17 protein-coding genes are annotated in these 13,152 nt (G+C 67.1%); 4 read left to right on the forward strand and 13 right to left on the reverse strand.

The window, feature by feature from the left end:
• Positions 1-16: 16 nt before the first annotated feature.
• The 3 genes from J4O76_RS05780 to J4O76_RS05790 are packed head-to-tail and all read right to left on the reverse strand — an operon-like array spanning position 17 to position 2,866.
• Complete coding sequence (locus J4O76_RS05780; RefSeq protein WP_426280785.1) at positions 17-916, reverse strand: tyrosine-type recombinase/integrase; 900 nt, start codon at positions 914-916, stop codon at positions 17-19.
• Complete coding sequence (locus J4O76_RS05785) at positions 913-2,748, reverse strand: hypothetical protein (protein ID WP_426280787.1); 1,836 nt, start codon at positions 2,746-2,748, stop codon at positions 913-915. The genes J4O76_RS05780 and J4O76_RS05785 overlap by 4 nt, the downstream gene beginning before the upstream one ends.
• Entirely contained in the window at positions 2,732-2,866 is a 135-nt protein-coding gene (locus J4O76_RS05790) for a hypothetical protein (RefSeq protein WP_258191373.1), read from the reverse strand. The genes J4O76_RS05785 and J4O76_RS05790 overlap by 17 nt, the downstream gene beginning before the upstream one ends.
• A 103-nt stretch (positions 2,867-2,969) precedes the next feature.
• Here J4O76_RS05790 and J4O76_RS05795 point away from each other — a divergent pair, with 103 nt between their 5' ends.
• The 3 genes from J4O76_RS05795 to J4O76_RS05805 are packed head-to-tail and all read left to right on the forward strand — an operon-like array spanning position 2,970 to position 4,770.
• Positions 2,970-3,533, forward strand: a complete 564-nt coding sequence (locus J4O76_RS05795) for a shikimate kinase (protein ID WP_426280788.1) — start codon at positions 2,970-2,972, stop codon at positions 3,531-3,533.
• A complete protein-coding gene (aroB, locus tag J4O76_RS05800) occupies positions 3,530-4,630 on the forward strand; it encodes a 3-dehydroquinate synthase (RefSeq protein ID WP_426280789.1) in 1,101 nt (366 codons plus the stop codon). The genes J4O76_RS05795 and aroB overlap by 4 nt, the downstream gene beginning before the upstream one ends.
• Positions 4,630-4,770: a DUF2256 domain-containing protein gene (locus tag J4O76_RS05805; protein ID WP_121904050.1), complete on the forward strand. Its 141-nt coding sequence runs from the start codon at positions 4,630-4,632 to the stop codon at positions 4,768-4,770. The genes aroB and J4O76_RS05805 overlap by 1 nt, the downstream gene beginning before the upstream one ends.
• Before the next feature lie 89 nt (positions 4,771-4,859).
• On the opposite strand, the gene J4O76_RS05810 is transcribed toward J4O76_RS05805, so the two are convergent.
• From J4O76_RS05810 to radA, 7 genes are all read right to left on the reverse strand, one after another.
• Positions 4,860-5,186 carry a DUF423 domain-containing protein gene (locus J4O76_RS05810; protein ID WP_426280791.1) on the reverse strand — a complete coding sequence of 109 codons (327 nt, stop codon included), beginning with the start codon at positions 5,184-5,186 and terminating at the stop codon, positions 4,860-4,862.
• Positions 5,183-6,946 carry a cation:proton antiporter gene (locus J4O76_RS05815; RefSeq protein WP_426280792.1) on the reverse strand — a complete coding sequence of 588 codons (1,764 nt, stop codon included), beginning with the start codon at positions 6,944-6,946 and terminating at the stop codon, positions 5,183-5,185. The genes J4O76_RS05810 and J4O76_RS05815 overlap by 4 nt, the downstream gene beginning before the upstream one ends.
• A complete protein-coding gene (locus tag J4O76_RS05820; RefSeq protein WP_426280793.1) occupies positions 6,946-7,377 on the reverse strand; it encodes an iron-sulfur cluster assembly scaffold protein in 432 nt (143 codons plus the stop codon). Before J4O76_RS05820 ends, J4O76_RS05815 begins: the two co-directional genes overlap by 1 nt.
• Entirely contained in the window at positions 7,374-7,940 is a 567-nt protein-coding gene (locus tag J4O76_RS05825; RefSeq protein WP_426280795.1) for a CvpA family protein, read from the reverse strand. Before J4O76_RS05825 ends, J4O76_RS05820 begins: the two co-directional genes overlap by 4 nt.
• A gap of 59 nt (positions 7,941-7,999) precedes the next feature.
• Positions 8,000-8,560, reverse strand: a complete 561-nt coding sequence (locus J4O76_RS05830) for a YkgJ family cysteine cluster protein (protein WP_426280796.1) — start codon at positions 8,558-8,560, stop codon at positions 8,000-8,002.
• Positions 8,561-8,608: 48 nt separating this feature from the next.
• Positions 8,609-8,941, reverse strand: coding sequence for a hypothetical protein (locus tag J4O76_RS05835; RefSeq protein ID WP_426280797.1), 333 nt, complete (start codon positions 8,939-8,941; stop codon positions 8,609-8,611).
• A gap of 360 nt (positions 8,942-9,301) precedes the next feature.
• Positions 9,302-10,672 carry a DNA repair protein RadA gene (gene radA, locus J4O76_RS05840; RefSeq protein ID WP_426280798.1) on the reverse strand — a complete coding sequence of 457 codons (1,371 nt, stop codon included), beginning with the start codon at positions 10,670-10,672 and terminating at the stop codon, positions 9,302-9,304.
• Positions 10,673-10,775: 103 nt separating this feature from the next.
• Here radA and J4O76_RS05845 point away from each other — a divergent pair, with 103 nt between their 5' ends.
• Positions 10,776-11,927: a glycosyltransferase family 4 protein gene (locus J4O76_RS05845; protein ID WP_426280799.1), complete on the forward strand. Its 1,152-nt coding sequence runs from the start codon at positions 10,776-10,778 to the stop codon at positions 11,925-11,927.
• A gap of 136 nt (positions 11,928-12,063) precedes the next feature.
• On the opposite strand, the gene J4O76_RS05850 is transcribed toward J4O76_RS05845, so the two are convergent.
• From J4O76_RS05850 to J4O76_RS05860, 3 genes are read right to left on the reverse strand one after another with little or no spacing between them, the layout of a single operon-like run.
• Complete coding sequence (locus tag J4O76_RS05850; protein ID WP_426280801.1) at positions 12,064-12,357, reverse strand: DUF2218 domain-containing protein; 294 nt, start codon at positions 12,355-12,357, stop codon at positions 12,064-12,066.
• Complete coding sequence (locus J4O76_RS05855; RefSeq protein WP_404969304.1) at positions 12,354-12,779, reverse strand: PadR family transcriptional regulator; 426 nt, start codon at positions 12,777-12,779, stop codon at positions 12,354-12,356. Before J4O76_RS05855 ends, J4O76_RS05850 begins: the two co-directional genes overlap by 4 nt.
• 8 nt (positions 12,780-12,787) lie before the next feature.
• Complete coding sequence (locus J4O76_RS05860; protein ID WP_426280802.1) at positions 12,788-12,922, reverse strand: hypothetical protein; 135 nt, start codon at positions 12,920-12,922, stop codon at positions 12,788-12,790.
• Positions 12,923-13,152 lie beyond the last annotated feature (230 nt).

Raw genomic sequence — 13,152 nt, forward strand, 5'->3', positions numbered from 1 at the left:
CGCGGGATCGCTCGCGTCAACGCGGGGGCATATCCGCGAGCGGGTGACGCGTGTTGACGAGTTCGACGAGGCGGCTCGAATCGACGTGCGTGTAGATTTCCGTGGTGGCGATATCGGCGTGGCCGAGCATCGATTGCAGTGCGCGCAGGTCCGCGCCGCCGGCGAGCAGATGCGTGGCGAAGGCGTGACGCAGCACATGCGGGCTGACGCGGTCGGGGGGGATGCCTGCCTCGGCAGCTATTGCCTTCACGAGTTGATACAGGCGGATGCGTGACAGATGGCCCTTGCCCGAGGGGAACAGCCAGAGTCGGTCGGTCGCGACGTGGGTGCGCCAGATCGCGACGGCGGCGCGCGCTCGGTCGGAGATGGGAACTAGCCGCTCGCGCCCGCCCTTGCCGCGCAGGATCAGGAACGGGCGATCGGGATGGACGGCGTTACGCGGCAGGCTAACCAGTTCGGTCGCGCGCAGGCCCGAGCCGTAGAGAAGCTCGAATAATGCGGAAAGACGGAGGTCGTTGGGGTCTAGCGGATCGCGTGCGGCGCGTTCGGCGATCGCGGCGAAGAGCCGGTCGACATCGGCGTGGCTGAGGATTTTCGGCAAGGTGCGCGCGGTACCGGGTCGGGGCAATGCCTTGCCGGGATCGTCGGCGCGGTGGCCTTCATCGGCGAGGAACGCGAAGAAGCGGCGGAGCGAAGCGGACTTCCGGCCGACGGTTGAGCGGGACAACGCCGACCACTCGTCGGCGAGCCTGCCCAGCGCGTCTGCATCCGCGTCGACCAGTCCACCTTCCAGCGTCTGGGAGGCAAGCGTCAGGTCACTACGATACGCCGCCACCGTGTTCGCCGCGGCACCGACCTCCGCAGTCATCATTTCGAGGAACCGGTCGATCAGCGCGCGATCGCGACCGTGGCTCACGCGCGCGCGATCGCCTCGGCCGCGATCATCCGCGCTTCGCCGTCGAGGCCGACGCCGCGCAGTGCGCCGACGATGCGGTACAACGCTTCCGGGGGGATGTCCTTCCAGCTCACCGCCTGCATGCCGACCGCCGCCAGCAGGACGACCGTCCCGGCCTGGCCGTCGCGCGCAGCGCGATCGAGCGCCCGCGTCCAGGCATTGTCCGCGCCGATCCGAACGCCGAGCGACTGTGCAGCACGCTCGATGTCGCCCTGGTTGAGGCGACCGAGACCTGCCAACCCCGCGAACAACATGCGCTGCTTCAACGCCGAATCGCCCTCGCCACCGGTATAGGACGCAAGGTCGGAATAGCTGAGGCGGCGATACGCGTCGGGATCGCTGAGCATTATCATCGCCCAGGCGTCGCTGCCGGCGGGTACCGAGCCCAGCCAGCGTGCCGCGGTGCGATCAAGCCCGGCGGACAGCATCGATGCGACCAGCAGATCCGCGTCAGCCTTTGCCAGATTGGGGTTCAACCGGGACGCCGCCCGCGCGGTCAGCACCAGCCGCGCATAGTTCGGACGCGCATTCGCACCGCCCCACAGCTGACGCAGTGCGGTGAGCCGCGAATCAGGGTTGCGATCGGCATAGGCGGTCTGGAGATCGTTGGCGGTCGCGGTCGCGCCACTCTGCGTATCGTCGTCGGTCGCCGCCGCCGCGTAGAGATCGACGAGCGCGGCGCTGGACAGCACCCCCTGCCCCGCGGCAGCCTCCGCCGGGGCCAGCCGATCGCCGAGCGCAACGGAGGGCGACAGCGCCTGCCAGTATTTCACCTGCGGGCCCGCAGTACCGTACAACTCGTCCGGCACCGCGACGCCGGTCGCCATCGCGAGCCCGAACCGCCACGCGGTCAGCCGGTCGACGCCGTCCCATTCGATCGTCACGGCCTGGCGCCCCTGCGCGCCGGCGCCGACGACTTTCTGCGCGAGCAGCAGGTCGACGCCGCTGGCGACATTGCGACGCTTGGCGGTCGCGATCAGCGGGCTCGCCTGCGCGGGATTGCCCGACAGCCCGGCGCACATCGCCTGCGCCATCGTCCAGCCGCGCGCCGGGGCGTAGCGCATCGCACCCGTCACCAGCGGGCACAGGCCAGCCGGATCGCCCGTTGCCAACGCGGTATTCATCGCGACCTGATAGAGCTTCGGCGTGTAATTGTCGGTGTCGACGTTCTGCGCGACCGCACGCGCGGCAACCGATTCGCCCATCCGCAGCAACAGCCACGCGCGCTCAGCGGCGAAATCCGCACCGTTGGTGCGGCTGGGCGTATCGACATGCGACACCAGTGCGCGCCGCAACAAAATCGACATCCAGCGTGACGGGAGCGGCGCACTGAGACGGCGCATCAGCGTCTCGACATATTGGCCGTCCGCCTCACCGAAGGCATCGGTATCTAGGCCGCCTTCGCTTGCCGTGACCGGGCCGACTGTCGCAAGCGACCGACGCGCGGACGCCGGCATCTCGTACTGCGCGAGCACGGCCGGATCGACCGGCGCAGGCGTCGCGACAGGTGGCACCAGCGGCGCGTCGCCCGGCGTAGTGGGCGGCAAAGGCTGGATCATCGCGCCCGGCTGTGCGGGTGCGTTCGCCGGAGCGGTCGGTTGCGCGGGATCGGTCGGACGGGTCGGCTGCGTACCGGCAGGCGGCGTGGGTCGCGGTGCGGGCGCAGGCGTCGGCTCGCCGAACCCCGGCGGCAGGATCGATTCGGGCCGATCCTGGCCGGTTGCGGGTGCCAGCGCGACCAAGGCTCCGACGGCAACCGCCGCCGCTACGGATGCCTTAAGAGAGGTTCGCAAGCGTCACGGCCTTTTCGACGTGGCTCTGCGGACGCTCGGTCGCGCGGCCTGCCAGCAGGAACAGGCCGCCGACCACGACCACAAGAACGACGACGACCGAGACGATGAAACGGGACATACGACGTAACCTTGTAGTGGACGGGTGTAGTGGACGATCGGCGAAATATCGCGCGCCAAGAGCTTTTGCCCTCGCGCGGTGCCGCTGTATAGCGCGGGCTACGATGTTGCAAAGCCACAACCCTTCCGGCGGACCCTCGGGCGGTCGCCGCCCTGCCCCGATCAATCGCCCGATCGTGCTCGTCGGGCTGATGGGCGTCGGCAAGACCACCGTCGGCCGCCGCCTCGCGCTGCGCATGAACCTGCCGTTCGTCGATGCCGACCACGAGATCGAGGCCGCATCGGGGATGACCGTCGCCGAGATCTTCGCCAAATACGGCGAGGACTATTTCCGCGATGGCGAACGCCGCGTGATCGCGCGGCTGATCGACGGCACGCCCAAGATCATCGCGACCGGCGGCGGCGCGTTCATCAACGACGACACGCGCGCGCTGATCCTGCGCGATGCGGTGTCGGTGTGGCTCAGCGCGCATCCCGACATCCTGGTCGAACGCGTCGGCCGGCGCGACACCCGCCCGCTGCTCCGCAACCGCGATGCGGGGAAAGTGCTCGCCGAACTGGCGCGCGTGCGCAACCCGATCTACGCGCAGGCGCACATCCATATTGTCAGCAACAAGACGCCGCACGAAGCGACCGTCGCCGCAATCCTGAGAGCGCTTGGCCGATGAAGACCGTTACCGTCGAACTGGGTTCGCGAACCTATCCGATCCATATCGAGGCGGGGATTCTCACGCGGGCGGGCGAGTTCCTTGCGCCGCTTGCTAAGGGCCGTCGCGTGGCGATCGTAACCGACGAGAATTTGTCGGTTCACCTCGCGACGTTGCAGACTTCGCTGACTGCGGCGGGGATCGCGTCGGAGGCGATCGTGCTGGCACCAGGTGAGGGCAGCAAGAGCTGGGCGACGCTGGAGATGCTCTGCGACCGGCTGCTCGAACTCGGTGTCGAGCGCGGCGATCACGTCGTTGCGCTGGGCGGCGGCGTGATGGGCGACCTGATCGGGTTCGCCTGCTCGATCCTGAAGCGCGGGTGCAACTTCGTCCAGATCCCGACGAGCCTGCTTGCGCAGGTCGACAGCTCAGTCGGCGGCAAGACCGCGATCAATACGAAGGCCGGCAAGAATTTGATCGGCGCGTTTCACCAGCCGGTGATGGTGCTGATCGATCCGCAGGTGCTCGACACGCTGCCGATCCGGGAACTGCGCGCGGGTTACGCCGAGGTCGTGAAATACGGCCTGATCGACGACTTCGCGTTCTTCGAGTGGTGCGAGGCGAATGGCGCAGCATTGCTAGGCGGCGACATCGGCCTGCGCGAATACGCGATCGCGCACAGCGTTTCTGCCAAGGCGCGGATCGTCTCGGCGGACGAGCATGAGACGAACGGGACGCGCGCCCTCCTCAATCTTGGTCACACGTTCGGGCATGCGCTGGAGGCCGAGACCGGGTTCTCACAGGCGCTGATCCACGGCGAGGGTGTCGCGGCGGGTTGTTCGCTCGCGTTCGGTTTTGCCGCGGCGCAGGGGATCTGTTCGGGTCAGGATGCGGAGCGCGTTGCCGCACACTGGCGCGACGTCGGGCTGCCCGACGGTCTCGCAGCGGCGAAGATCGGCGCGAGCGGTACGCGGCTCGTCGATCACATGCGGCACGACAAGAAGATGGCGGCGGGCACCCTCCCCTTCCTGCTCGCGCGCGGGATCGGCCAGACGTATCTCGACAAGACGGTCGACCTGGCCGACGTCGAGACCTTCCTCGACGCGCAGCCCCGCTGATGCCCAACGGTGTCGCCAAGCAGAACCTACCAACCAAGATGTGTCCGGCATGCGAGCGGCCGTTCACGTGGCGGAAGAAATGGGCGCGCGACTGGGACAGCGTGATCTACTGCTCGGACGCGTGCCGGAAGAAACGGTAGCGTCCGAAGACCAGCAAGAAGTTTGTTCACCCGCGAAGGCGGGTGCCCAAACTGGGTCCCCGCCTTCGCGGGGAAACAAGCTTTGTTTGTTATCCCCGGGCGCTCCAAGCCAGCCACAACCACCCGCCGATCAGCAACGCGCCGCCGATCGGCGTTATCGCGCCGAACCAGCGCGGCGCGCCTAAGGCCATCGCGTACAACGTCAGCGCGAAGATCGCCGCGCCGACCACGAACAGCCACGCCGGTCCCCGCGCCTCCATCCGGATCGCGACCAGCGCCGCGACGACGTGGACCAGCTGATACTGCGCGCCGGTCCGCAACCACTCCGCCGCCGACCCGCTCGCGCCGTGCGCACCGAACGCCCCCGCGGCAACTGCGATCGCGCCCGACAAGGCCGCAAGAATGGCGATAATCATTGCGTATCATTCCCCCAGGGAAAGCGTTTGGCGGTCTCGGCACGTGCCGCGCGCATGTCACCGGAATCGATCTGCAACTGCAACCGCTCCTTGTCGCGCGACCGGTATTGCTCCTCCGCGCGGTCGATATCGGTCGGCGACACGTCCAGCCCACGCAGCGCCAGCCGCGCCATCTTTACCGCGGACTCCATCACTTCGCGTACCACCGCCGTCGCCGACGTGTTCTTGAGCTTCACCAGCGCACGGCGATCGAACGCGCGGACGTAGATAGCGGCGTCCGGGAATGCCTCGTGCACGCCCTCGATCGTGTCGGGGTCGAGCTGGTCGCCATCCATGCAGAAGCAGATGATCTCCGCCTCCGCCGCGCCCGCCTGCCGCAACAGGTCGAGCCGCGTGCCGTCGCCGTAATAGACCTTGGCGCCGAACTCACCGGCGATGTCGATCATTTCGATATCGGTGTCGATCAGCGTCACCGGAATATCCTGCGCGAGCAGTATCTGGCCGACCGTCTGGCCGAACCGCCCATAGCCGACGATGATCGCATTCGCGCCGTCGACCTTGGGGCCGTCGCGCTCCTGCCCTTCGGCAATCGGTTCGGTGCGGAAACGCCGGGTAATCCCCATCAGGAACGGCGTGGTCGCCATCGACAGCGTGATGATCGCGCCGAACAGGCTGGCCGCCTGCGGTTCGATCAGCAGCCCCGCCTGCGCCTGCGCGAACAGCACGAAGCCGAACTCGCCGCCCTGGCTGAGGAGCAGTCCGAGCGCGAACGCCTGCCGCCACGTCATCTTGAACGCCATGCCGATCAGCATGATGACGCTCGTCTTGGTCGCGATCAGCGCGGCAGCCATCGCCATCACGAACACCGGCCGCTCGGCGATCGCGTTGAGGTCGAGCACCATGCCGACCGCGAGGAAGAACAGCCCAAGCAGGATCGAGCGGAACGGCTCGACATCGGCTTCGAGTTCATGCCGATACGGGCTGTCCGCCAGCATCACGCCAGCGATGAATGCGCCGAGCGCGGTCGACAGCCCGAGCCATTCCATGATTGCCGCGCTGGCGATGACGGTGAAGAGGCCGGCGAACACGAACATTTCGCGCTCGCCGAGATTGCCGATCAGCCGGAAAAACGGGCGCAACAGGAAGCGCCCTGCGACGACGAGTCCGACGACCGCGAGCACCGTGTAGATCGCGAGCAGCCAGCCGGGAGGCGCATTCGCGTCGGCCGGATTACGGCTCATCGCCGCGACGATCGTGATCAAGGGCACGATCGAGAGGTCCTGGAACAGCAGGATCGAGAACGCGCGCTCCCCGAACGGGGTCTTCATCCGCCCCGAAGAGCGCAGCATCGGCAGCACCTGCGCGGTCGACGACAGCGCGAGCGGCAGGCCGAGCGCAAGCGCGGCGGGGAGCGAGAACTTCGCCCCGACCCAGACGATCGCGGTGATCGCCAGGCCGCAAATCGCGACCTGGAGAAGGCCTAGACCGAAGATCTCCTCCTTCATCTTCCAAAGGCGTGACGGGTTCAGTTCGAGCCCGACGATGAACAGCAGCAGCGTGATGCCGAGTTCGGCGAACCCGAGCTTCGACTCCGCATCGCCGACCAGACCCAGCACATGCGGCCCGACGACGGCGCCCGCAACGAGATACCCCAGCGTCGCACCGAGCCCGAGCCGGCGGAACAGCAGCACGAACATCAGCCCGAACCCGAGCAATACGACGCCGTCGCGGAGCAGCGACGGTGCCGTGCCCTCCGCCATCAGACCTTCGCCTTTGCAGCGGTATCGGCAGCCTCGGCCGCGGCTTCGAACGCGAGCCGGATCGAAGGGTGGCGCGCGGTGTAGTCGAGTGCGGGGGTGAAAATATCCATCCCCGGCCAATCGGGCGCATCGCCCTCGCGCGCAAGCCACGCCGTCAGCGCGTCGCGCGCGGCGGCGAGTTCGGCGGGGGTGCGGCCGAGGATATTCGACGCAAGCAACGACGACGACGCCTGGCCGAGCGCGCAGGCACGGACCAGCAGGCCGACCTCGCTAACTTTGCCCTCATCGTCGACCGCGACATCGATCGTCACGCGGCTGCCACAGATCGGCGAGCGTTTCTCCGCGGTCGCCATCGGCTCAGTCAGACGTTCGTGATGCGGGATCGTCGCGGCAAGGCGCAGGATCTCGGCGTTGTAGAGGGGCGCGCTCATGATTTCGGCTCGCTTGCGTTATCGGATCGGGAAGGCGGCGTGGTTGCGCCGAAAACGGGTTTGCCGCGGCGGCGGCGGTCGACGAAATCGGCAATTCCCGCGCTCGTCGCGTTGAGCAGCGGATAGGTGCGCGATGTCGTCATCCAGCCGGGCCGGCGCGACGGTCCGCCGCTCATCGTGTCCATGACGAGCGTCGCGAGCAGGAAGACGAGGCTGGCGAGGATAAGCCCTTTCAACGCGCCGAACCCGAAGCCGAGCGCGCGGTCGACCGGCCCGAGGATCGACGTCCGCGTCCGCGCGCCGATCGCGTTCGCGACGAGACGCCCGCCGATATACGTGACGCCGGTGATGATCGCGAACGCGAGCACCGCGGCGCCACCAACGGTCCCGACCATCGGCGACAGCGCGGCGGCAAGCGGGATGTGGAACAGCTTCAACATCGCCACCATCGCCACCCAGGCGAACATCGACAGCACTTCGGTGACGAACCCGCGCACCAGCCCCAGCACCGCGGACCCGGCGACGGCGATCAGGACGACGATGTCTAGGGCGGTGAGGTTCATGGCTTCTGGAATAGGGACGCGCGGCGCGAACCGCTAGTGCGCGCGGCGATCGACGCGCTCTAGTGGTTCAAACCGAACACACCGTAGCGCTCGCGCCACGCGGCGACTTCGTCCTGCAGATGCGCGGGTGCAGCCTCGCCCGATAGGACGAAGCGGGCGACGTCGGTGTCGGGATGCATCAGCATTTTCTTTGACCCGTCGCTGAACCAGACCGGGACCAGCTGGTCGCACACGCTGTCGAGCACCGCGGCCGCCATGCCGTTCGCGATCGCGTCGCTGCCGGCGAGGACGCGGACATTGATCGAGACGCCTTCGAGGCAGTTCTGCGGTTCCTTGACGAAATTGAGCGACACGAGAAGCCCGGACCGGTCGGGCCGTGCCTCGTCGGGCAGGCTCGCGACCCGGCGCCAGGCGCAAAACCAGGTCCGGCAGATGCGCGGGCGGACGGCGTGGATTCCGCACCCCTTATTGGAGAGGTGGATGCACGGCGTTCCCGCGGGTTTGCCGAACTCGGGGGTGTCCACCGTCAATTCGGTGCAGCACGCGGTGCAATCTCCGCACTCTCGATCGGGGAGAATCGGCCCCAGCAGCGCGGTTTCCACGTCGGTATGGGGTTGCATCCGCGTGCGCGCGTCCGTCGGAGGCGGAGTTTCACGCCGATCCACGGTTCAATTCCCTTCGGAATCTACCGTGAAGACCATCGGCTTGCCCCGCGACATCGGCTCCCACCCCGCGGCCAACGCCGCCCGCACGCCGCGCGCGATCGTCGCGTCGTCGATCTGGAGCCGCCCGCGCGGCAATCCCTTCAACAGGCGTTTCGGCGCGGGGAATTCGAGCAGAGCTTCGCGTTTGGCGTCGTCCTGCAACAGCGAGATCGTCATGCCCTTCCAGCCTTCGGCATCCGTGTGTTGCGGTTCGCGCTGGAGGTGCCAATCGTATCGGGTGCCGTCGACCTCGACGGTACCGGTATTGCTTTTCGTGTTCGCCATGCGGGCGGCCATAGCATGGCTGTCGCGAGAGGCCATGCGTTCGGGGTGGCGGATTTGCAGGATGCAGTGCCGTTGCGTGCGGTTTGATTGACCGGTGATCGGAAACACCCCACCGCCCCACCCCGGCGGAGGCCGGGGTCCAATTGGAAAGGTCGAGGTGGCTACGCGCAACGATTGCCAGCAGCGTTTCCCAATTGGACCCCGGCCTCCGCCGGGGAGGTGACTAGCCGGGACGTTAACAACGAACCGAAGCTATCCCCGTCCTGCAGGTACGCCTGGCCCAGTACCCTCACTAACGCTGCCTTGTTCTCCCGCGAAGGCGGGAGCCCAGTCTGGATCCCCGCCTTCGCGGGGAAACAAGGTTTCGGGTGCCTACCCCCGCCCCATCATGTGATCGACGAAAGAGGCTAGCGTCTTGAACCCCGACAGCTTCATCCCGCTCTTCTCCCCCGTCATCGACGCCGGCACCAATGCGCGTTCGAAGCCGAGCTTGCTTGCCTCCTTCAACCGCAGCGGACCATGTGCGACCGGGCGGATCTCCCCCGACAGCGCGACCTCTCCGAACGCCACCGCGTCGACCGGGACCGGACGCTCCGACATCGCCGAGATCAGCGCCGCCGCCACTGCGAGGTCCGCCGCCGGATCCTGAACTCTGTAACCGCCAGCGATGTTCAAATACACTTCCGCGTTGGAGAAGCTCAGCCCACACCGTGCCTCCAGCACCGCCAGGATCATCGCGAGCCGCCCCGAATCCCAGCCGACCACGGCGCGCCTTGGTGTGGCCCCCGACGCTAGCCGCACGGTCAGCGCCTGAATCTCGACCAGCACCGGCCGCGTACCCTCCAGCGCCGGAAACACCGTCGCCCCCGTCATCGCGTCATCACGGTGCGTCAGGAACAGCGACGACGGATTGCCGACCTCCGCCAACCCCTCGGTCTGCATCGAGAACACGCCGATCTCGTCGGTGCCGCCGAAGCGGTTCTTGATCGCGCGGAGGATGCGGTATTGGTGGCTGCGCTCGCCCTCGAACGACAGCACCGTGTCGACCATATGCTCGAGCACGCGGGGGCCGGCGATCGAGCCGTCCTTGGTGACGTGGCCGACCAGAACAACGGCCGTACCGCGCTCCTTGGCAAACCGGATCAGTTCCTGTGCCGAGGCGCGCACCTGGCTGACCGTGCCGGGCGCACCCTCGATCAAGTCGGAGTGCATCGTCTGGATCGAATCGATCACCAGCATCGCGGGCGGCTTGGTCTGCAACGTCGTCAGGATGTCGCGTGTCGAGGTCGCCGCCGCCAACTGAACCGGCGCGTTGCCCAAGCCCAGCCGCCGCGCGCGCAAGCGCACCTGGTCCGCCGCTTCCTCGCCTGAGACATACGCGACCGACTGCCCCGCCAGCGCCATCTTCGCCGCCGCCTGCAACAACAGAGTCGACTTGCCGATACCCGGATCACCGCCGATCAGCGTTGCCGACCCCTCGACGAACCCGCCCCCCAGCGCACGATCGAGTTCAGCGATACCGGTCGCCATCCGGTCCGGCAGCTTGATCTCCGCATCGAGCCCGACAAGCTGGATCGCGCGGCCGCCGGTCTGGAGATTATGCTTGGAATGGAACGGCGTGGCGGCGGTGTTCGCCTCCTCGACCATCGTATTCCACTCGCTGCAGTCGGCGCATTGCCCCGCCCAGCGGTGCGATACCGATCCGCAGGCCTGACATACGTAACGCTTCTGGGGTTTCGCCATACCGCCGATGTACGAGAACGATACGGGAACATCAATGGCTGGCGGCCGGCCTATGTTGCGGATTTAGTGGCGCTTGGCGGCGCACGGCGTTATCCGCGCGACGATGCACGCCACCGACCTGCGCATCGCCCTGTTCAGCGGCAACTATAATTACGTACGCGATGGCGCAAACCAGGCGCTGAATCTGCTCGTCGGCCATCTGCTGTCGAAGGGAGTGACGGTGCGTGTCTATTCGCCGACGAACGCCAGGCCGGCCTTCCCGCCGACCGGCGATCTGGTCGCGGTGCCCTCGCTGCCGCTGCCGGCCGGGCGTGGCGAATACAAGATGGCGCGCGGGCTGCCCGCTGCGATCCGCCGCGACCTCGATGCGTTCGCACCGAACATCGTCCATGTGTCGGCGCCCGATTTCCTGGGGCATCGCGCGATCAGCTATGGCCGCCGCAACGGCATCGCGACGGTCGCCTCGCTGCACACGCGGTTCGAGACGTATTTCCGCTATTACAGGATGGCGTTCTTCGAGCCGATCATGGTGAATATCCTGACACGCTTCTACAACCGGGTCGACGAAGTGCTGGTGCCGGGGCGCGGCATGGCGGAGATCGTCCGCGACTGGGGCGTGACGACGCCGACCGCAATCTGGTCGCGCGGGGTGAACCACGATCGCTTCACGCCGACGCGCCGCGATCTCGAATGGCGGCGCGCGCGCGGAATTGCCGACGGCGAGGTTGCGGTCGGGTTTCTTGGGCGACTGGTGAAGGAAAAGGGGCTCGACGTCTTCGCCGACGTGATCCGCGAGCTGGAGCAGCGCGGCGTGCCCCACAAGGTGCTGGTAATCGGCAAGGGGCCGGCGCGCGAATGGTTTGCGAGCCGGGTGCCGGGTGCTGTGTTCGCAGGGTTCCAGTCGGGCGACGATCTTGGCCGCGCGGTCGCATCGATGGACGTGTTCTTCAATCCGAGCGTGACCGAGACGTTCGGCAACGTGACGCTCGAGGCCATGGCGGCGGGCGTTCCCGTCGTGGCCGCCCGCGCGTCGGGCGCGGTCGGGCTGGTCGATGACGGCGTCACGGGGTTTCTGGTGCCGCCGACGGATATTGCCGGGTACGCGGATGCGATCGGGCGGATCGTATCGGAACCGGGCCTGCGCGAGACCATGGGCTGGGCCGGGCACGACAAGGCCGCCGGGTATCTTTGGGATACGATCAACCAGACGGTGCTGGACACGTATCTCGAGGTGATGGCGCGGCGGGGTAAGTGATGCCCTGACCTGCCCCCTCCTTGGAAGGGAGGGTTGGGGGTGGGTCGGCTTCCGCATGTTCAGGCGTAGATGGCTCGAACCGGCCTACCCACCCCCGGCCCCTCCCTTTCAGGGAGGGGGGCAGGTTGCGCTATGCTCAGGGCGCCGTGACCCAGTCGAACGTCAACGGCGCCTCGCGGAAGGCGAAGCGGTCGAGGTGGCTCGACACAACCTCGCGCATCCGGTCCACGTCCTCCCCCTCCGGCACCGTCAGCGCGACGTCCAGCGTTTCGCTGTCGGCGCGCATCTCCAGAACGGCACCGTTCGGAAACGCGATGCGGCCCTCTTCCTCCGAGAAGGTGACCTCCATCTTGTGGCTCCAGTGTTTGGCGAGCTGCTGGAGATATTTGCTCGCCGAATGCGTCGGCACTCTTGCGACCGAGACGCTCACTTCAAGCGCTCGATCTTCTGCGCGGCTTCGTCGAGCAACGCCGCGACTTCGTGCAGCGTATCCTCGTTGACGTCCTCTCGCATCAACCGGTGCTGGAGCACCTGCCGCAGATTGCCCATCGCACGCCGGATCGGCGCGCCATCGGTCCGCTCGGACTCCGCCCCGACCGCCGCCAGCCGCGCGAACAGCCCGTCCACCACGGCCGCATTCTCGGCCAGATGCGCGCGACCCTCGTCGCTCGCCGCAAAGCGCTTCTTCGCGCCCTCCGACTGTTGCTCCTCGATCAGCCCCATTTCGTCGAGCATGCTGAGCGTCGGGTAGACGACGCCCGGGCTCGGCGCATAGCCACCCCCGGTCAGCCCCTCGATCTCGCGGATCAGGTCGTAGCCGTGGCGCGGTGCGTCCGCGATCAGCTTCAGCATCACAAGCTTCAGCTCGCCGCCATCGAACAGCCGCCGCCGACCACCGGGGCCGCCGCGTCCGTGTCCATGTCGACCATGACCTTCGTGACCCGGCCGACCCCGACCTTCGCCATCAGCCCGCGGGCCACCGGTCCAGGCTCCATATCCCATACCAAAACGCATTTGAGTGTTCTCCGATATATCTTCATTCATGAGGTGCGATATATCGCAGACTGTTTCTGGTTCAAGTGGTGGGTGAGAAAAATTCGTCACCCCGGACCTGTTCCTGGGTCCACTGGTCGGCAAACTCGCCGTCGAGGAGTATGCGGACCGGTGGATGCCGGAACGAGCCCGGCATGACGGAGAGTAAGTGGCAACGGATGGGCAAACCGGC

The sequence above is a fragment of the Sphingomonas sp. NFX23 genome (assembly GCF_049887795.1).
Classification (GTDB): domain Bacteria; phylum Pseudomonadota; class Alphaproteobacteria; order Sphingomonadales; family Sphingomonadaceae; genus Sphingomonas.

Bases quoted from the DNA above. Each gene is read 5' to 3' on its own strand.
- J4O76_RS05795 (WP_426280788.1), top strand. From the start codon at position 2,970: ATGTTGCAAAGCCACAACCCTTCCGGCGGACCCTCGGGCGGTCGCCGC.
- J4O76_RS05815 (WP_426280792.1), bottom strand. From the start codon at position 6,946: ATGGCGGAGGGCACGGCACCGTCGCTGCTCCGCGACGGCGTCGTATTG.
- J4O76_RS05845 (WP_426280799.1), top strand. From the start codon at position 10,776: ATGCACGCCACCGACCTGCGCATCGCCCTGTTCAGCGGCAACTATAAT.
- J4O76_RS05830 (WP_426280796.1), bottom strand. From the start codon at position 8,560: ATGCAACCCCATACCGACGTGGAAACCGCGCTGCTGGGGCCGATTCTC.
- J4O76_RS05790 (WP_258191373.1), bottom strand. From the start codon at position 2,866: ATGTCCCGTTTCATCGTCTCGGTCGTCGTCGTTCTTGTGGTCGTGGTC.
- J4O76_RS05820 (WP_426280793.1), bottom strand. From the start codon at position 7,377: ATGAGCGCGCCCCTCTACAACGCCGAGATCCTGCGCCTTGCCGCGACG.
- aroB (WP_426280789.1), top strand. From the start codon at position 3,530: ATGAAGACCGTTACCGTCGAACTGGGTTCGCGAACCTATCCGATCCAT.
- radA (WP_426280798.1), bottom strand. From the start codon at position 10,672: ATGGCGAAACCCCAGAAGCGTTACGTATGTCAGGCCTGCGGATCGGTA.
- J4O76_RS05825 (WP_426280795.1), bottom strand. From the start codon at position 7,940: ATGAACCTCACCGCCCTAGACATCGTCGTCCTGATCGCCGTCGCCGGG.
- J4O76_RS05855 (WP_404969304.1), bottom strand. From the start codon at position 12,779: ATGCTGAAGCTGATCGCGGACGCACCGCGCCACGGCTACGACCTGATC.
- J4O76_RS05835 (WP_426280797.1), bottom strand. From the start codon at position 8,941: ATGGCCGCCCGCATGGCGAACACGAAAAGCAATACCGGTACCGTCGAG.
- J4O76_RS05810 (WP_426280791.1), bottom strand. From the start codon at position 5,186: ATGATTATCGCCATTCTTGCGGCCTTGTCGGGCGCGATCGCAGTTGCC.
- J4O76_RS05805 (WP_121904050.1), top strand. From the start codon at position 4,630: ATGCCCAACGGTGTCGCCAAGCAGAACCTACCAACCAAGATGTGTCCG.
- J4O76_RS05860 (WP_426280802.1), bottom strand. From the start codon at position 12,922: ATGGAGCCTGGACCGGTGGCCCGCGGGCTGATGGCGAAGGTCGGGGTC.